The sequence below is a fragment of the Paraburkholderia sp. A1RI-2L genome (assembly GCF_048957375.1).
Lineage (GTDB): Bacteria > Pseudomonadota > Gammaproteobacteria > Burkholderiales > Burkholderiaceae > Paraburkholderia.
Genome location: NZ_JARBTA010000001.1, coordinates 3,041,864 through 3,063,877, shown reverse-complemented (window position 1 = coordinate 3,063,877; position 22,014 = coordinate 3,041,864). Strand labels below are relative to the sequence as shown.

General features: G+C 58.1%; 13 protein-coding genes, 6 tRNA genes and 3 rRNA genes. 1 reads left to right on the top strand and 21 read right to left on the bottom strand.

The genetic code is table 11. The features are described 5' to 3' along the window. Positions 1 to 13: 13 nt before the first annotated feature. The 5 genes from fabG to rpoB all read right to left on the bottom strand — a co-directional run bounded on the left by fabG (position 14) and on the right by rpoB (position 10,627). A complete protein-coding gene (gene fabG / locus PWP93_RS14005; RefSeq protein WP_421044874.1) occupies positions 14 to 769 on the bottom strand; it encodes a 3-oxoacyl-ACP reductase FabG in 756 nt (251 codons plus the stop codon). A 17-nt stretch (positions 770 to 786) separates the two neighbouring features. Continuing rightward, a complete protein-coding gene (acpS, locus tag PWP93_RS14000) occupies positions 787 to 1,152 on the bottom strand; it encodes a holo-ACP synthase (protein ID WP_421044873.1) in 366 nt (121 codons plus the stop codon). A 579-nt stretch (positions 1,153 to 1,731) separates the two neighbouring features. After that, positions 1,732 to 2,007: a hypothetical protein gene (locus PWP93_RS13995; RefSeq protein WP_421044872.1), complete on the bottom strand. Its 276-nt coding sequence runs from the start codon at positions 2,005 to 2,007 to the stop codon at positions 1,732 to 1,734. Between the two features lie 241 nt (positions 2,008 to 2,248). Further along, entirely contained in the window at positions 2,249 to 6,499 is a 4,251-nt protein-coding gene (gene rpoC / locus PWP93_RS13990) for a DNA-directed RNA polymerase subunit beta' (RefSeq protein WP_421044871.1), read from the bottom strand. A 21-nt stretch (positions 6,500 to 6,520) separates the two neighbouring features. Next, positions 6,521 to 10,627, bottom strand: a complete 4,107-nt coding sequence (rpoB, locus tag PWP93_RS13985) for a DNA-directed RNA polymerase subunit beta (RefSeq protein WP_421044870.1) — start codon at positions 10,625 to 10,627, stop codon at positions 6,521 to 6,523. An 82-nt stretch (positions 10,628 to 10,709) separates the two neighbouring features. On the opposite strand from rpoB, the gene PWP93_RS13980 reads away from it, so the two are divergent. Then, entirely contained in the window at positions 10,710 to 10,997 is a 288-nt protein-coding gene (locus PWP93_RS13980) for a hypothetical protein (protein ID WP_322059088.1), read from the top strand. Between the two features lie 3 nt (positions 10,998 to 11,000). Here PWP93_RS13980 and rplL read toward each other — a convergent pair whose 3' ends face one another. The 16 genes from rplL to PWP93_RS13900 all read right to left on the bottom strand — a co-directional run bounded on the left by rplL (position 11,001) and on the right by PWP93_RS13900 (position 21,723). Continuing rightward, entirely contained in the window at positions 11,001 to 11,375 is a 375-nt protein-coding gene (rplL, locus tag PWP93_RS13975) for a 50S ribosomal protein L7/L12 (RefSeq protein ID WP_027821097.1), read from the bottom strand. A gap of 63 nt (positions 11,376 to 11,438) precedes the next feature. After that, the gene (gene rplJ, locus PWP93_RS13970) at positions 11,439 to 11,936 is read right to left on the bottom strand and encodes a 50S ribosomal protein L10 (RefSeq protein ID WP_028222172.1); all 498 of its coding nucleotides are present in this window, start codon (positions 11,934 to 11,936) and stop codon (positions 11,439 to 11,441) included. Between the two features lie 342 nt (positions 11,937 to 12,278). Beyond that, a complete protein-coding gene (rplA, locus tag PWP93_RS13965; RefSeq protein WP_421044869.1) occupies positions 12,279 to 12,974 on the bottom strand; it encodes a 50S ribosomal protein L1 in 696 nt (231 codons plus the stop codon). After that, positions 12,975 to 13,406 (bottom strand): 50S ribosomal protein L11, encoded by a 432-nt coding sequence (rplK, locus tag PWP93_RS13960; RefSeq protein ID WP_027821100.1) that lies wholly within the window; start codon positions 13,404 to 13,406, stop codon positions 12,975 to 12,977. Between the two features lie 191 nt (positions 13,407 to 13,597). Beyond that, positions 13,598 to 14,155 (bottom strand): transcription termination/antitermination protein NusG, encoded by a 558-nt coding sequence (gene nusG / locus PWP93_RS13955; protein ID WP_322059086.1) that lies wholly within the window; start codon positions 14,153 to 14,155, stop codon positions 13,598 to 13,600. 1 nt (position 14,156) lies between these two features. Continuing rightward, a complete protein-coding gene (gene secE / locus PWP93_RS13950; protein WP_028222169.1) occupies positions 14,157 to 14,537 on the bottom strand; it encodes a preprotein translocase subunit SecE in 381 nt (126 codons plus the stop codon). A 38-nt stretch (positions 14,538 to 14,575) separates the two neighbouring features. After that, positions 14,576 to 14,651: transfer RNA gene (locus PWP93_RS13945), tRNA-Trp, on the bottom strand. Between the two features lie 70 nt (positions 14,652 to 14,721). After that, positions 14,722 to 15,912 (bottom strand): elongation factor Tu, encoded by a 1,191-nt coding sequence (tuf, locus tag PWP93_RS13940; protein ID WP_377784958.1) that lies wholly within the window; start codon positions 15,910 to 15,912, stop codon positions 14,722 to 14,724. 109 nt (positions 15,913 to 16,021) lie between these two features. Then, positions 16,022 to 16,096: transfer RNA gene (locus PWP93_RS13935), tRNA-Thr, on the bottom strand. A gap of 32 nt (positions 16,097 to 16,128) precedes the next feature. Next, positions 16,129 to 16,202, bottom strand: a tRNA-Gly gene (locus PWP93_RS13930). A gap of 51 nt (positions 16,203 to 16,253) precedes the next feature. Further along, positions 16,254 to 16,339, bottom strand: a tRNA-Tyr gene (locus tag PWP93_RS13925). A 141-nt stretch (positions 16,340 to 16,480) separates the two neighbouring features. After that, positions 16,481 to 16,594: ribosomal RNA gene (gene rrf / locus PWP93_RS13920) — 5S ribosomal RNA — on the bottom strand. A gap of 155 nt (positions 16,595 to 16,749) precedes the next feature. Beyond that, positions 16,750 to 19,629, bottom strand: a 23S ribosomal RNA gene (locus tag PWP93_RS13915). Between the two features lie 300 nt (positions 19,630 to 19,929). Further along, positions 19,930 to 20,005 (bottom strand) — tRNA-Ala (locus PWP93_RS13910). A 43-nt stretch (positions 20,006 to 20,048) separates the two neighbouring features. Beyond that, positions 20,049 to 20,125, bottom strand: a tRNA-Ile gene (locus PWP93_RS13905). A gap of 65 nt (positions 20,126 to 20,190) precedes the next feature. Beyond that, positions 20,191 to 21,723 (bottom strand): 16S ribosomal RNA (locus PWP93_RS13900). Together the 16S, 23S and 5S rRNA genes with 5 tRNA genes alongside form the textbook arrangement of a ribosomal RNA operon. Positions 21,724 to 22,014: the final 291 nt, after the last annotated feature.

Genomic DNA, 22,014 nt, shown 5'->3' with positions numbered 1-22,014 from the left:
AAATTTCCGCAAATTAGCGCATTACAAGGCCACCGTCGGCCACCAGCGTCTGCCCGACGATGTAGCTTGCGGCGTTGGAACTGAGAAATGCGACCACCTCGGCAATCTCTTCTGGACGCCCGAAACGGTTCAATGGAATCGCATCGAAAATGGTGCGGACGATGTGGCGCGGCACCTTCTTGACCATCCGGGATTCGATCATGCCAGGAGCAATGGCATTGACCCGGATCCCCTTTGATGCGAGTTCTTTCGCAATCGAGCGCGTGAAGCCGGAAATGCCCGCCTTGGCGGCACTGTAGTTGGACTGCCCGAAGCTCGCCGTCACCCCCGCAACGGACGTCACGTTCACGATGCTGGCTTGCGTCGCGTGCCTCATCAGCCTCAGCATCCCCTGGGTCATGTTGAACGTTCCATGGAGATTGACGCGAACCACCTCGTCGAACTCCTCGAACGTCATCGTGGAAACCAGGTTGTCCTTGTTGATGCCGGCGTTATTGACGAGAACGTCGATGGCTTCGAGGCGCTGCTCCAGCTCGCCGCGCAAGCGCTCGACGTCGTCACGGTTTGCGACGTCGCATTTCGCGATGGTCAATCGCCCTGCGCTTGCCGGTTCGGCCGCGAGTTCGTCGAGACTGGCCTTCGTGTTGTTGTAGAGCGCGATCACATTGCTGCCGAGCGCGAGGTACTTGCGACAAATCGCCAAACCGAGGTCACCACTGGCGCCCGTTACAACCACGGTCTTACCTTCAAGTTCTGAATAAATGGCCATAATTTTTTGCAGGTTTATTAATCGAGCACAGCCGCCGCGACTGCATGTGATCTGCAATGCGAGATTGTCAAAATTGATGTCTTCATATTTTCGAGCCGCATTACCCTGTCGAATTCGCCCGAAAATTCGAAATATGGCTTGCCAAGCGGATCGTGAAGGATTTTGATATCGTGAAAGGTGATGCCATTGCGAAAGCCTGTTCCGAGGGCTTTCACTGCAGCCTCCTTGGCAGCCCAAATCCCAGCGAGGCGCTCGACGTTAGCGAGCTCGGCGTGCTCGAGCATTTCCTGCGCAGAAATCAAACGCCCGACGAATGCTTCGCCGCTGCGTTCGATCGCCTGCGCGATTCGTCCCGTTTCAACGATGTCTATACCAATTCGCATATCTAACGATATACCCCGTACGCTTTATTTGATTTTAGGCTGCAGTGACCGCCAGCATTGTTTGGTCGTTGTCGCGTTCTTATCGCAGGACGCTTCCCGGCTCAATGCTCAAAAATCTGCCATCTGGAAGCATGCGCGCTTCATCTGGCGTGAACTACAGCGTTGCGCAACTTTAGTCGTTAGATGCTCGTAAGAGAATAGGGAATTGTAAATTTCCTGCGATTTGTCTCGTGACTTGATTTTCCTCAACAGAAAATTGTCCCTAAAGAACACGCTCTTACTTAGGAATACACCCCGGATGCCTCCACACCAATGCAGAAATTAATGTACATCTGAGCACGTAATTCAGACAGGAGAAAGCGATTTCAGTCACCAATCCGTAACGACGAAATAAAGGGAATAATTAAAAGATGCCGGAATAAATCGATTTAATATTTATCGAAACAAGATACGTCGGAAATGACGGCAACCATTGTAGTAAACATTCTTTTATTAAGGATGCCGATATATCTACCACGCGCCAGATTCGGATAATCACTCGATGCCACACGATCGCGGCATCGAGAGCAAGTTATGTACTCAGACTGCGCGCCTGCGCGCGACTCGAATGCTGCCAATAATCGCAACAAAACCCACAGGCACAAAAACCAGCGAGCCAATGCAAATCAGTAGCGCGCCGGTCCGCACCTTTCCTGCGACCTGCATGATGAATCCGATGATGATGAATGCCCAGACGACCAGGAAGATCGCAAAGAACGCTGCAGCAGGCTGGATGCCGACGTGGTGCAGCAAATACGAGAAGATGCCGACCGACGCCACCAGATTCAAAATCAGACCAACGCCAACAACCCACATGATTCACGCCTCCGGAATGGGTGAAAGTTACACGACAAAGCCCGTCCCACAGACGCGCGGGCCGCGCGAGGCGCCACATTAGCATGGGTGGCCCGTCCGTGCCGGGAATCCGCGTGACGGGACAGCAAACATGACAAGGCGTCGCGCCCCGGTTCTAGCGGGCAAAAAAAATCCGCCCGGTTGACCCGGGCGGATTTCATCCGACATTTTCAGCCAATGGCGAAACATGTTCGCCAGAAGCTTACTCGTCCGTCGTGTGCGGCTGCTCCGGCTGTTCTGCAGCCGGGGTTTCCGGCGTACCGAACTCGAACGCTTCTTCCGCTGCGATCTGGTCGAAACGCTCGCGATCCGACGATTCCTTCGCGCGGCGCGCCTTGTGGAACGCGAGGCCCGTACCAGCCGGAATCAGACGGCCGACGATCACGTTTTCCTTCAGGCCACGCAGATCGTCGCGCTTGCCCATGATCGCCGCTTCGGTCAGCACGCGGGTCGTTTCCTGGAACGACGCCGCCGAGATGAACGAGTCGGTCGAGAGCGATGCCTTCGTGATACCGAGCAGCACGTTCTCGTACGTTGCCGGACGCTTGTCTTCCGCGATCATCTTGTCGTTCTCGTCGAGCATGTCCGAACGCTCGACTTGTTCGCCAGGGATGAAGCGCGTATCGCCGTTGTCGGTGATCTGCACACGGCGCAGCATCTGACGCACGATTACTTCGATGTGCTTGTCGTTGATCTTCACGCCCTGCAGACGGTACACGTCCTGCACTTCGTCCACGATGTAGCGCGACAGCGCCTCGATACCCTGCAGACGCAGAATGTCGTGCGGATCAGCCGGGCCGTCCACGATCATTTCGCCCTTGTTGACGACCTGACCGTCGTGGACCAGTACCTGCTTTTCCTTCGCGATCAGGAACTCGTGCTGGTTGCCCTCGAGGTCCGTGATAACGAGACGCTGCTTGCCCTTCGTGTCCTTACCGAACGACGTCGTGCCCGTGACTTCCGCCAGGATACCTGCGTCCTTCGGCGAGCGTGCTTCGAACAGTTCCGCCACACGCGGCAGACCACCGGTAATGTCACGCGTCTTCTGCGCTTCAGTCGGGATACGTGCGAGCACTTCACCCACCTGAACCTGCTGACCGTCCTTCACAGTGATCAGTGCGCCGACCTGGAAGCCGATCTGCACCGAATGCTCCGTGCCCGGGATCTTCACTTCGTCGCCGTTCGCGTCGATCAGCTTGACCTGCGGACGCACGCTCTTCGCCGCCTGCGAGCCGCGGCGCTTCGCGTCGATCACGACGAGGGTCGACAGACCCGTGACGTCGTCGATCTGCTTGGCCACGGTCACGCCTTCTTCGACGTTCTCGAACTTCACCGTACCGCCGTACTCGGTGATGATCGGACGCGTGAGCGGATCCCACGTGGCGAGCTGCGTGCCGGCCTTGATCGCCGCACCGTCGAGCTGCAGCAGCGTCGCGCCGTACGGCACCTTGTGACGCTCGCGCTCGCGGCCGTGATCGTCGGCGATGATGGCTTCGCCCGAACGCGAGATGACGATCTGCTCGCCCTTCGCGCTCGTGACGTAACGCATCGTCGCCGTGAAGCGCAGCGTACCGTTCGACTTGGCTTCCACCGACGAGGCCACTGCCGCACGCGATGCCGCACCACCGATGTGGAACGTACGCATCGTGAGCTGCGTGCCCGGTTCGCCGATCGACTGTGCCGCGATCACGCCGACGGCTTCGCCGACGTTCACGCGCGAGCCGCGGCCGAGGTCGCGGCCGTAGCACGCGGCGCACAGGCCATAACGCGTTTCGCAGGTGAGCGGCGTGCGCACGCGCACTTCGTCAATGCCGAGGCTTTCGATCGTTTCCACCGCGTCTTCGTCGAGCAGATCGCCCGAAGCGTAGATCGTTTCCTGGGTTTCAGGATTGACGACGTCCGCCACCGCCACACGGCCGAGAATACGGTCGCGCAGCGCTTCGACGACTTCACCGCCTTCCACGAGAGCCTTCATCGCCACGCCGTTCGACGTGCCGCAATCGTCCTCGACGACCACGAGATCCTGCGTGACGTCGACGAGACGACGCGTCAGGTAACCCGAGTTCGCGGTCTTCAGTGCCGTATCAGCCAGACCCTTACGTGCACCGTGGGTCGAGATGAAGTACTGCAACACGTTCAGACCTTCGCGGAAGTTCGCGGTAATCGGCGTTTCGATAATCGAGCCGTCCGGCTTCGCCATCAGGCCGCGCATACCCGCCAGCTGGCGAATCTGGGTCGCGGAACCCCGCGCGCCCGAGTCGGCCATCATGTAGATCGAGTTGAACGATTCCTGACGCGTTTCCTTGCCGTCACGGTCGATGACCGGTTCGGTCGCGAGCTGCTCCATCATCGCCTTGCCGACCGCTTCCGACGTGTTCGACCAGATGTCGACCACGTTGTTGTAGCGTTCCTGCGCGGTGACGAGACCCGACATGTACTGACGGTCGTACTCCTTCACCTTCTTCGCGGCTTCGCCGACGATGGTTTCCTTCTGCGGCGGCACGAGCATGTCGTCCACGCAGATCGAAATACCGGCGCGCGTAGCCAGGCGGAAGCCCGACTGCATCAGCTGGTCGGCGAAGATCACCGTTTCGCGCAGACCGCACTTGCGGAATGCGGTGTTGATCAGACGCGAAATTTCTTTCTTCTTCAGCGGCTTGTTCAGCACCGAGAACGGCAGGCCCGGCGGCAGGATTTCCGAGAGGATCGCGCGGCCAACCGTGGTCGCGTACAACGAGATCTTCGGCACGAATGCCGGTGCGCCTTCCGACTTGTCCTCGTTGTGGACCATTTCGGTAATACGCACGTTCACGCGCGAGGCCAGTTCGACTTCCTTGTTCTCGTACGCGCGGAGCACTTCCGACACGCCCGTGAACGTCATGCCTTCGCCCTTGCCGTTGATCGCTTCACGCGTGGCGTAGTACAGGCCCAGCACGATATCCTGCGACGGCACGATCGACGGATCGCCGTTGGCCGGGAACAGGACGTTGTTCGACGCGAGCATGAGCGTGCGCGCTTCCATCTGCGCTTCGAGCGACAGCGGAACGTGAACGGCCATCTGGTCACCGTCGAAGTCGGCGTTGAACGCCGCGCAAACGAGCGGGTGCAGCTGGATTGCCTTACCTTCGATCAGCACCGGCTCGAAAGCCTGAATGCCAAGACGGTGCAGCGTAGGCGCACGGTTGAGCATGACCGGATGTTCGCGGATCACCTCTTCCAGAATGTCCCACACAACCGGCGTCTGGTTCTCGACTTCCTTCTTCGCAGCCTTGATGGTCGTGGCGACGCCCATCGTTTCCAGCTTGTTGAAGATGAACGGCTTGAAGAGTTCGAGCGCCATCAGCTTCGGCAGACCGCACTGGTGCAGCTTGAGCGTCGGCCCCACCACGATGACCGAACGGCCCGAGTAGTCTACGCGCTTGCCCAGCAGGTTCTGACGGAAGCGGCCGCCCTTACCCTTGATCATGTCGGCGAGCGACTTCAGCGGACGCTTGTTCGCGCCCGTCATCGCCTTGCCGCGACGGCCGTTGTCGAGCAGCGAGTCAACCGCTTCCTGGAGCATCCGCTTTTCGTTGCGGACGATGATCTCCGGCGCCTTCAGCTCGAGCAGACGCTTCAGACGGTTGTTACGGTTGATGACGCGGCGATACAGGTCGTTCAGGTCCGAGGTCGCGAAGCGGCCACCGTCCAGCGGCACGAGCGGACGCAGTTCGGGCGGCAGCACCGGCAACACTTCGAGCACCATCCATTCGGGCTTGATGCCCGAACGCTGGAAGGCCTCGAGCACCTTCAGGCGCTTGGCGTACTTCTTGATCTTCGCTTCCGAGCCGGTGTTCTTCAGCTCGGTGCGCAGCGTTTCGACCTGCTCGTCGATGTTGATCGCGCGCAGGAGTTCACGCACGCCTTCCGCGCCCATTTCGGCACGGAATTCGTCGCCGTATTCCTCGACCTTGTTGTAGTAATCCTCTTCGGTCATGATCTGACGCGCCTTCAGCGGCGTCATGCCCGGTTCGATCACCACGTACGCTTCGAAGTACAGCACGCGCTCGATATCGCGCAGCGTCATGTCGAGCACCATGCCCAGACGCGACGGCAGCGACTTCAGGAACCAGATGTGCGCGACCGGCGAGGCCAGCTCGATGTGGCCCATGCGTTCGCGGCGCACCTTCGCCAGCGTGACTTCCACGCCGCACTTCTCGCAGATCACGCCACGGTGCTTCAGGCGCTTGTACTTGCCGCACAGGCACTCGTAGTCCTTGATCGGCCCGAAGATCTTCGCGCAAAACAGACCATCCCGCTCCGGCTTGAACGTGCGGTAGTTGATGGTTTCCGGCTTCTTCACTTCGCCGAACGACCACGAACGGATCTTGTCCGGCGAGGCCAGACCGATCTTGATCGCGTCAAAAACTTCTTCTTGTTGGACTTGCTTGAATAGATCGAGCAGAGCTTTCATTGCCTTCTCTCCGTAGTCCGATTAGTTGCGGTCGAGGTCGATGTCGATGCCGAGCGAGCGGATTTCCTTCACCAGCACATTGAAGGATTCCGGCATGCCCGCGTCGATCACGTGGTCGCCCTTGACGAGGTTCTCGTACACCTTCGTCCGGCCCGTCACGTCATCGGACTTCACCGTCAACATTTCCTGCAGCACGTACGAAGCGCCATACGCCTCGAGCGCCCACACTTCCATTTCACCGAAGCGCTGACCACCGAATTGCGCCTTACCGCCCAGCGGCTGCTGCGTGACGAGCGAGTACGGACCCGTCGAACGCGCGTGCATCTTGTCGTCGACAAGGTGGTGCAGCTTCAGGTAGTGCATGTAGCCCACGGTCACGGTGCGCTCGAACATCTCGCCCGTGCGGCCGTCGTACAGACGCACCTGGTTCTTCGACGGCGTCATGCCGAGGTTCTGCGCGATGTCGTCCGGGAACGCCAGATCGAGCATCTTGCCCATTTCCTCTTCGGTCGCACCGTCGAACACCGGCGTCGCGAACGGCACGCCTTCGCGCAGGTTCCTGGCGAGTTCGAGGATCTCGTCGTCGCTGAAGCTGTCGAGGTCTTCCTTGTGGCCCGACTCGTTGTAGATCTTCGTGAGGAACTCACGCAGCTCCGCAACCTTCGTCTGACGCGCGAGCATCTCGCCAATACGCCAGCCCAGACCCTTCGCGGCCCAACCGAGGTGCACTTCGAGAACCTGACCCACGTTCATCCGCGACGGCACGCCCAGCGGGTTCAGCACGACGTCTGCCGGACGGCCATCGGCCATGTACGGCATGTCTTCGATCGGCACGATCTTCGACACGACACCCTTGTTACCGTGACGGCCTGCCATCTTGTCGCCAGGCTGCAGACGGCGCTTCACCGCGAGGTACACCTTGACCATCTTCAGCACGCCCGGCGGCAGTTCGTCGCCTTGCGTGAGCTTCTTGCGCTTCTCTTCGAACGCGAGATCGAACTGGTGACGCTTTTCTTCGATCGAGTTCTTGATCGCTTCGAGCTGCGCCGCCGCTTCTTCGTCCGCAAGGCGGATGTCGAACCAGTGGTAGTGGTCGAGGTCTTCCAGGTAAGCCTGGTCGATCTTCGTGCCCTTCGCGAGCTTCTTCGGACCGCCGTTGGCGACCTTGCCGTCGAGCATGCGGGCGAGACGCTGGAACGCGTCGCCTTCCACGATGCGCAGCTGGTCGTTCAGGTCGAGGCGATAGCGCTTCAGTTCATCGTCGATGATCTGCTGTGCACGCTTGTCACGCGTGATGCCTTCGCGCGTGAACACCTGCACGTCGATGACCGTGCCGCTCATGCCCGAGGGCACGCGCAGCGACGTGTCCTTCACGTCCGAAGCCTTCTCGCCGAAGATCGCGCGCAGCAGCTTTTCTTCCGGCGTGAGCTGGGTTTCGCCCTTCGGCGTGACCTTGCCCACGAGCACGTCGCCCGCTTCGACTTCCGCGCCGATGTACACGATGCCCGACTCGTCGAGACGGCCAAGTTGCACTTCCGCGAGGTTCGAGATGTCGCGCGTGATTTCTTCCGGTCCGAGCTTCGTGTCGCGAGCAACGACATTCAGTTCTTCGATGTGGATCGACGTGTAGCGATCGTCGGCAACCACCTTCTCCGAGATCAGGATCGAGTCTTCGAAGTTGTAGCCGTTCCACGGCATGAACGCGATCAGCATGTTCTGGCCGAGCGCGAGCTCGCCCAGATCGGTCGATGCGCCGTCAGCCAGCACGTCGCCGCGCGCAACCTTGTCGCCCATCTTCACGATCGGACGCTGGTTGATGTTCGTGTTCTGGTTCGAACGCGTGTACTTGATGAGGTTGTAGATGTCCACGCCAACTTCACCGGCGACAGCTTCATCGTCGTTCACGCGAATCACGATACGGCCTGCGTCGACGTAGTCGACCACGCCGCCACGCAGCGCCTGAACCGTCGTACCCGAGTCGACCGCAACGGTGCGCTCGATACCCGTACCGACGACCGGCTTTTCCGGACGCAGGCAAGGCACGGCCTGACGCTGCATGTTCGAGCCCATCAGTGCACGGTTCGCGTCGTCGTGCTCGAGGAACGGGATCAGCGATGCAGCCACCGAGACGATCTGCGACGGCGCCACGTCCATGTACTGGATGCGGTCCGGCGTGACCATCAGCGTTTCGCCGGCTTCACGCGACGACACGAGTTCGTCGGTCAGCGTGCCGTCGTCGGCCACCGCCGCGTTCGCCTGAGCGATCACGTAACGGCCTTCTTCGATCGCCGACAGGTAGTCGATCTGGTCGGTCACCTTGCTGTCCACGACCTTGCGATACGGCGTTTCGAGGAAGCCGTATTCGTTCAGGTGCGCATACAGCGCGAGCGAGTTGATCAGACCAATGTTCGGACCTTCCGGCGTCTCGATCGGGCACACACGGCCGTAGTGGGTCGGGTGCACGTCGCGGACTTCAAAGCCTGCGCGCTCACGCGTCAGACCGCCCGGGCCCAGTGCGGAAACACGGCGCTTGTGCGTGATTTCCGAGAGCGGGTTGGTCTGGTCCATGAACTGCGAAAGCTGCGACGAACCGAAGAACTCGCGAATCGCCGACGAAATCGGCTTCGAGTTAATCAGGTCGTGCGGCATCAGGTTTTCGCTTTCGGCCTGGCCGAGGCGTTCCTTGACTGCACGTTCGACGCGCACGAGACCCGCGCGGAACTGGTTCTCCGCGAGTTCGCCCACGCAACGCACGCGACGGTTGCCCAAGTGGTCGATGTCGTCCACTTCGCCCTTGCCGTTGCGCAGCTCGACGAGGATCTTGATGGTCGCGAGGATGTCGTCGTCCTGCAGCGTCATCGGGCCGACGATTTCGTCACGGCCCACGCGGCGGTTGAACTTCATACGACCCACCTTCGAGAGGTCGTACGCTTCTTCGCTGTAGAACAGGCGGTTGAACAGCGCCTCGACCGCTTCTTCGGTCGGCGGCTCGCCCGGACGCATCATGCGGTAGATCGCGATGCGCGCGGCCATCTTGTCGGCGGTTTCGTCGATACGCAGCGTCGAGGAGATGTACGGACCCTGGTCCAGATCGTTCGTATAGAGCGTCTGGATGTCCTTGATCTTCGCCTCGCGCAGCTTGTCGAGCACGCTTTCTGTGACTTCGTCGTTCGCGTTCGCGATGACTTCGCCCGTGTCGCCGTCGACAACGTTCTTCGCGAGCACGCGGCCGAGCAGATAATCTTCGGGAACCGAAATAAACGTGGTCTTCGCGTTTTCGAGGTCGCGGATGTGCTTCGCGTTGATCCGCTTGTCCTTCTGGACAATGACCTTGCCTTCGCGATCGCTAATGTCGAAGCGCGCGACTTCACCACGCAAACGCTCCGGCACGAACTCCATCTGCGCGCCTTCCGGCATCAGCGAGAAGTTGTCGAACACGAAGAAGTTCGCGAGGATCTGTTCCGGCGTGAGGCCGATGGCCTTCAGCAGGATCGTGACCGGCATCTTGCGGCGACGGTCGACGCGGAAGTACAGCACGTCCTTCGGGTCGAACTCGAAGTCGAGCCACGAACCGCGGTAAGGAATGATACGTGCCGAAAAGAGCAGCTTGCCCGAGCTGTGCGTCTTGCCCTTGTCGTGCTCGAAGAACACGCCAGGCGAGCGGTGCAGCTGCGAGACGATGACACGCTCGGTGCCGTTGATGACGAACGAGCCCGTCGGCGTCATGAGCGGAATTTCACCCATGTACACTTCCTGCTCCTTCACTTCCTTCACGACCGGCTTGCTCGGCGATTCCTTGTCGAGCAGCACGAGACGGACCTTGGCGCGCAGCGCCGAGCAGTACGTCAGGCCCCGCTGCTGGCATTCCTTGATGTTGAATGCCGGCGGCGAGAGCATGTAGCTCACGAACTCTAGACGAGCAAAGCCGTTATGGGAAACAATAGGAAAAACGGACGTAAACGCAGCCTGCAGACCTTCCGGTTTGCGTTGTGCGGTCGCCGTTTCTGCTTGCAGAAACGTGCTGAATGATTCAAGCTGGGTAGCCAGCAGGAAAGGAACTTGGTGAACGATGGGGCGTTTCGCGAAACTCTTGCGAATACGCTTCTTCTCGGTGAAGGAATATTGCATACGATCTCCGAATCACGGCGGGTAGGACGACCCGAGTGTTCACCGACTGAGACCCGATGGCTGCGCGAGCCCTGGAAGCTTGGTGGTTGGCCTCTACCAACCGCTGGCTGACGGCAGCGGATACCGGCTTGTCATAACTTGCCCGCTGCCCGACCAAACTTGCCTTCTGCAGTCGCTTCAGAAGACAAAGAGAAGCGTCGTGCGCACAGACGGCGATCAAAATCCCACCCTGCACAAGACGTTTTTCTTTGGCTTCTGGGTCCCGCATCCCGCCTCCGATCTTCAAAAAATCGAACACAAAAACGCAGAACCCACAAAGCACAAAAAGGCCGGCGGTGTAAAAACCGCCAGCCTTCGCACAGCGCGCTGAAACTTACTTGATTTCAGCCTTCGCGCCGGCTTCTTCCAGCTTCTTCTTCGCTTCTTCAGCAGCAGCCTTGGGCACCGCTTCCTTCACGGGCTTCGGTGCGCCGTCGACCAGGTCCTTCGCTTCCTTCAGGCCGAGACCCGTCAGTTCACGAACGGCCTTAATGACCGAAACCTTGTTCGCGCCTGCTTCGAGCAGGTTGACCGTGAATTCGGTCTGCTCTTCAGCAGCAGCAGCTGCGCCGCCGCCTGCCGGGCCAGCGACTGCCACAGCAGCTGCCGACACGCCAAACTTCTCTTCGAAAGCCTTGACCAGTTCGTTCAGTTCGAGAACCGACATCGAGCCAACGGCTTCGAGGATGTCTTCTTTTGCGATTGCCATTTGAAATTACTCCAGATTTGAATTCGGAAACAGCTAGCGATCTTTCTCGCTTGCCTGTCGTTATTACGCAGCTTCGGCTTGCTTCTTTTCCGCCAGCGCTGCAAGAGCACGCGCCATGCCGGAAACCGGGGCTTGCATAACGAACAACAGCTTCGAGAGCAGTTCTTCGCGGCTCGGGATGCTGGCCAGCGCTTGCACGCCTGCCTTGTCCATCACCTTGCCTTCGTAGGAACCAGCCTTGATGACCAACTTGTCATTGCCCTTCGCGAAGTCGTTGACGACCTTCGCGGCAGCAATGGCATCTTCCGAGATGCCGTAGATCAGGGGGCCAGTCATCTGCTCTGCCAGCGGAGCAAACGGGGTACCTTCAACAGCGCGACGCGCCAGCGTGTTCTTCAACACGCGGAGGTACACCTGCTGCTCACGCGCTTTCGCGCGCAGCTTGGTCAGATCGCCAACCGCGATTCCACGATACTCGGCCAACACGACGGTCTGAGCCTTCGCGACTTGCGCGGAGACTTCAGCCACGACGGCCTGCTTACCTTCTTTGTTCAGTGGCACGGTTAACCTCCAGATTCGACACCCAACGCTCTCGCGCCAAGTGCCGCATTCAACAACGGCGACCGACCAGTCCGGAGTAAATCAGCTTGCATCGTCAGGCGTTGCCGCCTGCCCTGCTCACATCAACACTTCAAAACTTTTTCGGGTTCGCCATCTGCGTTGGCTTGCATTAAGGAAGCACCCAACGACTGCGCCTCCACCAACGGTCTTTGACAACCGGTCGTGCGATGCAAACTGCCACCTCACAACCGCCCAAAGCCCTTTAAATCCGCGCTGCGATCGGCAGCAAACTTCGTTCCAGACCTCAGCGCGGCAAAACTGTTGCGACGCTTATTGCGGCAATCAGGCTGCCAGCGACGACTGATCGACGCGAACGCCGACGCCCATCGTGCTCGAGACAGCGATCTTGCGCAGGTACACGCCCTTGCTCGTTGCCGGCTTCGCCTTGGTCAGCGCTTCGAGGAGCGCGTCCAGGTTGCTGCGCAGCGCGGTCGGCTCGAACGATGCACGGCCGATGGTCGCGTGAATGATACCGGCCTTGTCGACACGGAATTGCACCTGACCTGCCTTCGCGTTCTTGACCGCGGTGGCGACGTCCGGCGTCACGGTGCCGACCTTCGGGTTCGGCATCAGGCCGCGCGGGCCGAGGATCTGACCGAGCGTACCGACGACGCGCATCGTGTCCGGCGAAGCGATCACGATGTCGAAGTTCAGGTTGCCGCCCTTGATCTGTTCGGCGAGGTCTTCCATGCCGACGATCTCTGCACCAGCAGCCTTGGCTTGCTCAGCCTTTTCGCCTTGTGCGAACACAGCGACGCGAACCGACTTACCCGTACCTGCGGGCAGCACGACCGAACCGCGAACGACCTGGTCCGACTTCTTCGCATCGATGCCGAGCTGAACTGCGACGTCGATCGACTCGTCGAACTTCGCCGTGGCGCATTCCTTCACGAGCGACAGTGCGTCGACGATCGGATACAGCTTCTGGCTATCGACCTTGGCGGCGAGTGCCTTTTGACGCTTCGAAACCTTAGCCATTTACACGCCCTCCACGACGATGCCCATCGAACGGGCGCTACCAGCGATCGTGCGGACCGCTGCGTCCATATCCGCTGCCGTGAGGTCCGGCATCTTGGTCTTGGCGATCTCTTCGGCTTGCGCGCGCGTGATCGTAGCGACCTTGTCGGTGTGCGGCTTGGCCGAACCCTTGTCGACCTTCGCTGCCTTCTTGATCAGGACCGTAGCCGGCGGCGTCTTCAGGACGAACGTGAAGCTCTTGTCCGCGAATGCCGTGATGACGACCGGAATCGGCAGACCCGGTTCCATCGCTTGGGTCTGCGCGTTGAACGCCTTGCAGAACTCCATGATGTTCAGGCCGCGCTGGCCCAGTGCCGGACCGACCGGCGGCGACGGGTTGGCTTTACCTGCAGGAATCTGCAGCTTGATAAAGCCAATGATTTTCTTTGCCATGTTGAAAACCTCATTGGAACGCGTGAGCGTTCAGGTGAGTGGTAGCGCGCGTTCGCTGCAATCTTCGCTGTGCCAACTGCTTTGGCGACATCTACAGCCGACTGAACTACTGACGCTCCTCTACGGCCATCACGCGGACCGTAAGCGCGGAAAAACGGACCGCACCAAAGATGCGATCCGTCGTATTCGATTTACAGCTTTTCGACCTGGCCGAATTCGAGTTCGACCGGTGTGGCGCGACCAAAAATGGTGACGGAGACCCGAACGCGCGATTTTTCGTAGTTGACTTCTTCGACGCTGCCGTTGAAGTCCGTGAAGGGACCTTCCTTCACGCGGACCATCTCGCCGACTTCGAACAGGGTCTTGGGGCGCGGCTTCTCAACGCCTTCCTGCATCTGCGACATGATCTTTTCGACTTCGCGCGGCGAAATCGGGCTCGGGCGATTACGCGCCCCGCCGACAAAACCGGTCACCTTTGCCGTGTTCTTCACGAGGTGCCACGTTTCGTCCGTCATCTCCATCTCAACCAGGACATAGCCCGGGAAGAAACGACGTTCCGTCACCGATTTGTGACCCCCCTTCACCTCGACCACTTCTTCAGTCGGCACGAGGATCTGGCCAAACTTGTCTTGCATGCCAGCACGGTCGATGCGCTCCTGAAGCGCACGTTGCACGCTCTTCTCCATACCGGAGTAGGCGTGCACCACATACCAACGTTTTCCGCTCGGGGATACCGGTGTATCGCTCATATCATTTCCAACCCAGAATCGCCGAGAAAATCACCCATTCAATGGATTTGTCGCAAACCCAGAGAAAGATGGCCATTACCAGCACAAAACCGAAGACCACCAGTGTCGTTTGCGTAGCCTCTTTGCGAGTCGGCCAGACGACCTTGCGAACTTCCTTGTACGAGTCTTTGGCAAACGCGATGAAGCTCTTGCCGGGCGCCGAAAGAAGACCGACTACCACCCCCGCGATCACGCCCACTGCGAGCGCCGCACCGCGGACATACCACTCCTGGCTACCGAGCCAGTAGAACCCTACGAACCCGGCCACAACCAACAATACGCCCGCCGCAAGCATCAGCTTGTCGCTGGAAGTATTAACAGTTTCGACGGAAGGATTCGCCATAACACCTGAAAGAACAACGCGCCAGAGGCGCGGGAAGTTGGCAGGGGCAGAGGGAATCGAACCCCCAACCTTCGGTTTTGGAGACCGACGCTCTGCCAGTTGAGCTATACCCCTAAACCATTTTGGGGTTGGCGGCATCGCCAACCCCGAAACCACTTAGTCGATCAACGAGACTGGCAAAAACTTACTCGATGATCTTCGCAACCACGCCGGCGCCGACGGTACGGCCGCCTTCGCGGATTGCGAAGCGCAGACCTTCTTCCATCGCGATCGGAGCGATCAGCTTCACCGTGATCGACACGTTGTCGCCCGGCATGACCATTTCCTTGTCCTTCGGCAGCTCGATCGAGCCCGTCACGTCCGTCGTACGGAAGTAGAACTGCGGACGGTAGTTGTTGAAGAACGGCGTGTGGCGGCCGCCTTCGTCCTTGCTCAGCACGTACACTTCAGCCGTGAAGTGCGTGTGCGGCGTGATCGAACCCGGCTTGGCCAGAACCTGGCCACGCTCCACGTCTTCACGCTTCGTGCCGCGCAGCAGGATACCGACGTTGTCGCCTGCCTGACCCTGGTCGAGCAGCTTGCGGAACATTTCCACGCCCGTGCAGGTCGTCTTCACCGTCGGCTTGATACCGACGATTTCGATTTCCTCGCCGACCTTGACGATGCCGCGCTCGACGCGACCCGTCACCACCGTGCCGCGACCCGAGATCGAGAACACGTCTTCCACCGGCATCAGGAACGCGCCGTCAACAGCACGCTCCGGCGTCGGGATGTACGTGTCCAGCGCGTCGGCCAGGTTCATGATCGCCACTTCGCCGAGTTCGCCCTTGTCGCCTTCGAGCGCCAGCTTGGCCGAACCCTTGATGATCGGCGTGTCGTCGCCCGGGAAGTCGTACTTCGACAGGAGTTCGCGCACTTCCATTTCGACCAGCTCGAGCAGCTCGGCGTCGTCGACCATGTCGCACTTGTTCAGGAACACGATGATGTAAGGCACGCCAACCTGACGGGCGAGCAGGATGTGCTCACGCGTTTGCGGCATCGGGCCGTCAGCGGCCGAACACACCAGGATTGCGCCGTCCATCTGTGCCGCGCCCGTGATCATGTTCTTCACGTAGTCAGCGTGGCCCGGGCAGTCGACGTGTGCGTAGTGGCGGTTAGCCGTTTCGTACTCGACGTGCGCGGTGTTGATGGTAATACCACGTGCCTTTTCTTCCGGCGCTGCGTCGATCTGGTCGTACGCCTTCGCTTCGCCGCCGAATTTCTGCGTGAGAACCGTCGTGATCGCTGCCGTCAGCGTGGTCTTGCCGTGGTCAACGTGACCGATCGTGCCCACGTTCACGTGCGGCTTGGTCCGCTCAAACTTACCCTTGGCCATTTTCGACTCCTAAGAGGATTTTTCCGTACGATGCGCGGGGCGCGCAAACAATCACTGGTTGCTGCTGCCTGCTCAATGCGAGGCCTCTGGAGGCCTGCTAGATACCGGCTGGTGCCCATGGGCAGGATCGAACTGCCGACCTCTCCCTTACCAAGGGAGTGCTCTACCACTGAGCCACATGGGCGAAAACTGCTCTAAAACCGCTTAATACTTCGCTGGAGCGGGTGAAGGGAATCGAACCCTCGTCGTAAGCTTGGAAGGCTTCTGCTCTACCATTGAGCTACACCCGCAAGGATTTGCCGACTCTTCGTCAATTCCCGACACTAACTACAGCTGAATTCTGGTGGAGGAGGTTGGATTCGAACCAACGTAGGCGTAAGCCAACAGATTTACAGTCTGCCCCCTTTAGCCACTCGGGCACCCCTCCGCAGAGAACTGATGATTATGGTTTAACATCCGAACCGTGTCAAGCACTTTATTCGGCGCTGAACCCACAACGCTCTCACTTATAGGGAGAGCGAAAAAGCAAAAACCCCGGCTTTTTAGGGCCGGGGTTTCGCAATAAGGAGCCTGACGATTACCTACTTTCACACGGGCAATCCGCACTATCATCGGCGTGGAGCTGTTTCACGGTCCTGTTCGGGATGGGAAGGGGTGGGACCAGCTCGCTATGGTCATCAGGCATGACGGGTTGCTGCGTCGCACGGGTTTGGGTCAACCTGGCGCCACAGCCAATCGGGAAGAAGCGTAAAGAGGTGCTGTTTCTTGGGGTTGTGTTGTTTCCGGCACAACACCGATCTCTCAACCGTGCGTCTGTTCTCAAGACACACCTGTTATAGGATCAAGCCTTACGGGCAATTAGTATCAGTTAGCTTAACGCATTACTGCGCTTCCACACCTGACCTATCAACGTCCTGGTCTCGAACGACCCTTCAAGGGGATCAAGTCCCCGGGGAAGTCTCATCTTGAGGCGAGTTTCCCGCTTAGATGCTTTCAGCGGTTATCTCTTCCGAACATAGCTACCCGGCAATGCCACTGGCGTGACAACCGGTACACCAGAGGTTCGTCCACTCCGGTCCTCTCGTACTAGGAGCAGGCCCCCTCAAACTTCCAGCGCCCACGGCAGATAGGGACCAAACTGTCTCACGACGTTTTAAACCCAGCTCACGTACCTCTTTAAATGGCGAACAGCCATACCCTTGGGACCGGCTACAGCCCCAGGATGAGATGAGCCGACATCGAGGTGCCAAACACCGCCGTCGATATGAACTCTTGGGCGGTATCAGCCTGTTATCCCCAGAGTACCTTTTATCCGTTGAGCGATGGCCCTTCCATACAGAACCACCGGATCACTATGACCTGCTTTCGCACCTGCTCGACTTGTCAGTCTCGCAGTCAAGCACGCTTATGCCATTGCACTATCAGCACGATTTCCGACCGTACCTAGCGTACCTTCGTACTCCTCCGTTACACTTTGGGAGGAGACCGCCCCAGTCAAACTGCCTACCATGCACTGTCCCCGACCCGGATCACGGGCCAAGGTTAGAACCTCAAACAGATCAGGGTGGTATTTCAAGGACGGCTCCATGCAGACTGGCGTCCACACTTCACAGCCTCCCACCTATCCTACACAAACCGGTTCAAAGTCCAATGCAAAGCTACAGTAAAGGTTCATGGGGTCTTTCCGTCTAGCCGCGGGGAGATTGCATCATCACAAACACTTCAACTTCGCTGAGTCTCGGGAGGAGACAGTGTGGCCATCGTTACGCCATTCGTGCAGGTCGGAACTTACCCGACAAGGAATTTCGCTACCTTAGGACCGTTATAGTTACGGCCGCCGTTTACCGGGACTTCAATCAAGAGCTTGCACCCCATCATTTAATCTTCCGGCACCGGGCAGGCGTCACACCCTATACGTCCACTTTCGTGTTTGCAGAGTGCTGTGTTTTTATTAAACAGTCGCAGCCACCAGTTTATTGCAACCCCTTCACCCTCGGAGCGCAGGCTCCTCAAGCTACCAGGGCGTACCTTATCCCGAAGTTACGGTACCAATTTGCCGAGTTCCTTCTCCCGAGTTCTCTCAAGCGCCTTAGAATACTCATCTCGCCCACCTGTGTCGGTTTGCGGTACGGTTAATGTTGAACTGAAGCTTAGAGGCTTTTCCTGGAACCCCTTCCAGTTGCTTCGCTTCCGAAGAAGCTCGCGCCACACCCTTGAATTGCGCGCCCGGATTTGCCAAAGCGCCTTCTCCAATGCAGCGACCGGGACTTCCAACACCCGGACAACCTTCCGCGATCCGTCCCCCCATCGCATTCAACACTAGTGCAGGAATATTGACCTGCTTCCCATCAGCTACGCATTTCTGCCTCGCCTTAGGGGCCGACTCACCCTACGCCGATGAACGTTGCGTAGGAAACCTTGGGCTTACGGCGAGGGGGCCTTTCACCCCCTTTATCGCTACTCATGTCAGCATTCGCACTTCCGATACCTCCAGCACACCTTCCGGTGCACCTTCGCAGGCTTACGGAACGCTCTCCTACCATGCACATAAATGTGCATCCGCAGCTTCGGTATATGGCTTAGCCCCGTTACATCTTCCGCGCAGGACGACTCGATCAGTGAGCTATTACGCTTTCTTTAAAGGGTGGCTGCTTCTAAGCCAACCTCCTGACTGTTTTAGCCTTCCCACTTCGTTTCCCACTTAGCCATATTTGGGGACCTTAGCTGGCGGTCTGGGTTGTTTCCCTCTTGACACCGGACGTTAGCACCCGATGTCTGTCTCCCGTGATTGCACTCTTCGGTATTCGGAGTTTGCTATGGCGACGTAATCCGCAATGGACCCATCAACCATGACAGTGCTCTACCCCCGAAGGTGATACACGAGGCACTACCTAAATAGTTTTCGGAGAGAACCAGCTATTTCCAGGTTTGTTTAGCCTTTCACCCCTATCCACAGCTCATCCCCTAACTTTTCAACGTTAGTGGGTTCGGTCCTCCAGCACGTGTTACCGTGCCTTCAACCTGGCCATGGATAGATCACCTGGTTTCGGGTCTACACCCAGCGACTGGACGCCCTGTTCGGACTCGCTTTCGCTACGCCTGCCCTATTCGGTTAAGCTTGCCACTGAATGTAAGTCGCTGACCCATTATACAAAAGGTACGCCGTCACCCCTCGCGAGGCTCCGACTGTTTGTATGCATGCGGTTTCAGGATCTGTTTCACTCCCCTCCCGGGGTTCTTTTCGCCTTTCCCTCACGGTACTGGTTCACTATCGGTCGATCACGAGTATTTAGCCTTGGAGGATGGTCCCCCCATCTTCAGACAGGATTTCACGTGTCCCGCCCTACTTGTCGCATCCCTAGTTCTTCCGTTCCGTTTTCGTCTACAGGGCTATCACCTGCTATGGCCGCACTTTCCAGAGCGTTCGACTAACGGTACAGATAAAGAATGCAGGCTGATCCCATTTCGCTCGCCACTACTCTGGGAATCTCGGTTGATTTCTTTTCCTGCGGCTACTTAGATGTTTCAGTTCGCCGCGTTCGCTTCACGTGACCTATGTATTCAGTCACGGATACTCCATTCGGAGTGGGTTTCCCCATTCGGACATCCCCGGATCAAAGCTTGTTTGCCAGCTCCCCGGGGCTTTTCGCAGGCTACCGCGTCCTTCATCGCCTGTGATCGCCAAGGCATCCACCACATGCACTTGTTCGCTTGACCCTATAACGGGTGTGTCTCGCCGCGGTTTCCCGCTCCGGACTCACTCGCTACAGGCTGAGTTTTCGCGTTGTGCCGTATTCCAAAGCCCTCTTTCGAGGAACTTAAAAATACATCGATACAATCACAACCCTGATTCACCTACTCCACACCCATCTCTAAGTGTGTTTCAGATAAATCTCTTTACTACTTCTTCCTGATTGTTAAAGAACGACAGCCGATATTTTCATACCGCTCTGACTGGCTCAATCGCCAATGCAAAAGGCTCTGCTGAACTTCAGCAGAACGCTGTGCATTAGGGATTGGTGGAGGATGACGGGATCGAACCGACGACCCCCTGCTTGCAAAGCAGGTGCTCTCCCAGCTGAGCTAATCCCCCAGTCACATACTCAAGGGATTGCCTCCGCCTCTGGCAGACAAAGTGGTGGGTCTGGATGGATTCGAACCATCGACCCCCGCCTTATCAAGACGGTGCTCTAACCGACTGAGCTACAGACCCCTGAGTCTGTCTTTTCTACAGCCGACAAGTGTGAGCGCTTCAATGTGCTTCGCAATGAGCTCTGGAAAGGAGGTGATCCAGCCGCACCTTCCGATACGGCTACCTTGTTACGACTTCACCCCAGTCATGAATCCTGCCGTGGTGACCGTCCTCCTTGCGGTTAGACTAGCCACTTCTGGCAAAACCCACTCCCATGGTGTGACGGGCGGTGTGTACAAGACCCGGGAACGTATTCACCGCGGCATGCTGATCCGCGATTACTAGCGATTCCAGCTTCACGCAGTCGAGTTGCAGACTGCGATCCGGACTACGATCGGTTTTCTGGGATTGGCTCCACCTCGCGGCTTGGCAACCCTCTGTTCCGACCATTGTATGACGTGTGAAGCCCTACCCATAAGGGCCATGAGGACTTGACGTCATCCCCACCTTCCTCCGGTTTGTCACCGGCAGTCTCCCCGGAGTGCTCTTGCGTAGCAACTGGGGACAAGGGTTGCGCTCGTTGCGGGACTTAACCCAACATCTCACGACACGAGCTGACGACAGCCATGCAGCACCTGTGTGACGGCTCCCTTTCGGGCACTCCCGGCTCTCACCAGGATTCCGTCCATGTCAAGGGTAGGTAAGGTTTTTCGCGTTGCATCGAATTAATCCACATCATCCACCGCTTGTGCGGGTCCCCGTCAATTCCTTTGAGTTTTAATCTTGCGACCGTACTCCCCAGGCGGTCAACTTCACGCGTTAGCTACGTTACCAAGCCAATGAAGGCCCGACAACCAGTTGACATCGTTTAGGGCGTGGACTACCAGGGTATCTAATCCTGTTTGCTCCCCACGCTTTCGTGCATGAGCGTCAGTATTGGCCCAGGGGGCTGCCTTCGCCATCGGTATTCCTCCACATCTCTACGCATTTCACTGCTACACGTGGAATTCTACCCCCCTCTGCCATACTCTAGCCTTGCAGTCACCAATGCAGTTCCCAGGTTAAGCCCGGGGATTTCACATCGGTCTTGCAAAACCGCCTGCGCACGCTTTACGCCCAGTAATTCCGATTAACGCTTGCACCCTACGTATTACCGCGGCTGCTGGCACGTAGTTAGCCGGTGCTTATTCTTCCGGTACCGTCATCCCCCCGGGGTATTAACCCAGAGGTTTTCTTTCCGGACAAAAGTGCTTTACAACCCGAAGGCCTTCTTCACACACGCGGCATTGCTGGATCAGGCTTGCGCCCATTGTCCAAAATTCCCCACTGCTGCCTCCCGTAGGAGTCTGGGCCGTGTCTCAGTCCCAGTGTGGCTGGTCGTCCTCTCAGACCAGCTACAGATCGTCGGCTTGGTAGGCCTTTACCCCACCAACTACCTAATCTGCCATCGGCCACCCCAATAGCGCGAGGTCTTGCGATCCCCCGCTTTCATCCACAGATCGTATGCGGTATTAATCCGGCTTTCGCCGGGCTATCCCCCACTACTGGACATGTTCCGATGTATTACTCACCCGTTCGCCACTCGCCACCAGGTGCAAGCACCCGTGCTGCCGTTCGACTTGCATGTGTAAGGCATGCCGCCAGCGTTCAATCTGAGCCAGGATCAAACTCTTCAGTTCAATACCTGTTACTGTTTTCTGTCCCTCTCGAGACAGGTCGCTCACTCAAAGCTGACAGGTTCTGAATAAATTCAAAAACCTGACTTACTTTTGTGTGAGACTCTTGATACTTTCGCTACTCCCGGCCATTCCCGAAAGAATCACCAGGTCACGAAACCCATCAAGCGCCCACACTTATCGGCTGTAAATTTTTAAAGATCGCGTCGCACAAGACACCGGAACCACTTCGAACTACCCGGCGTTTTCTGCGTTGCTGCATCAGCAGCAGAGAAACGAGATTATGCAGACTCT

Bases quoted from the DNA above. Each gene is read 5' to 3' on its own strand.
- rpoB (WP_421044870.1), bottom strand. From the start codon at position 10,627: ATGCAATATTCCTTCACCGAGAAGAAGCGTATTCGCAAGAGTTTCGCG.
- rplA (WP_421044869.1), bottom strand. From the start codon at position 12,974: ATGGCTAAGGTTTCGAAGCGTCAAAAGGCACTCGCCGCCAAGGTCGAT.
- PWP93_RS13995 (WP_421044872.1), bottom strand. From the start codon at position 2,007: ATGTGGGTTGTTGGCGTTGGTCTGATTTTGAATCTGGTGGCGTCGGTC.
- acpS (WP_421044873.1), bottom strand. From the start codon at position 1,152: ATGCGAATTGGTATAGACATCGTTGAAACGGGACGAATCGCGCAGGCG.
- rplL (WP_027821097.1), bottom strand. From the start codon at position 11,375: ATGGCAATCGCAAAAGAAGACATCCTCGAAGCCGTTGGCTCGATGTCG.
- secE (WP_028222169.1), bottom strand. From the start codon at position 14,537: ATGGCGAATCCTTCCGTCGAAACTGTTAATACTTCCAGCGACAAGCTG.
- nusG (WP_322059086.1), bottom strand. From the start codon at position 14,155: ATGAGCGATACACCGGTATCCCCGAGCGGAAAACGTTGGTATGTGGTG.
- fabG (WP_421044874.1), bottom strand. From the start codon at position 769: ATGGCCATTTATTCAGAACTTGAAGGTAAGACCGTGGTTGTAACGGGC.
- rplK (WP_027821100.1), bottom strand. From the start codon at position 13,406: ATGGCAAAGAAAATCATTGGCTTTATCAAGCTGCAGATTCCTGCAGGT.
- rpoC (WP_421044871.1), bottom strand. From the start codon at position 6,499: ATGAAAGCTCTGCTCGATCTATTCAAGCAAGTCCAACAAGAAGAAGTT.
- tuf (WP_377784958.1), bottom strand. From the start codon at position 15,912: ATGGCCAAGGGTAAGTTTGAGCGGACCAAGCCGCACGTGAACGTGGGC.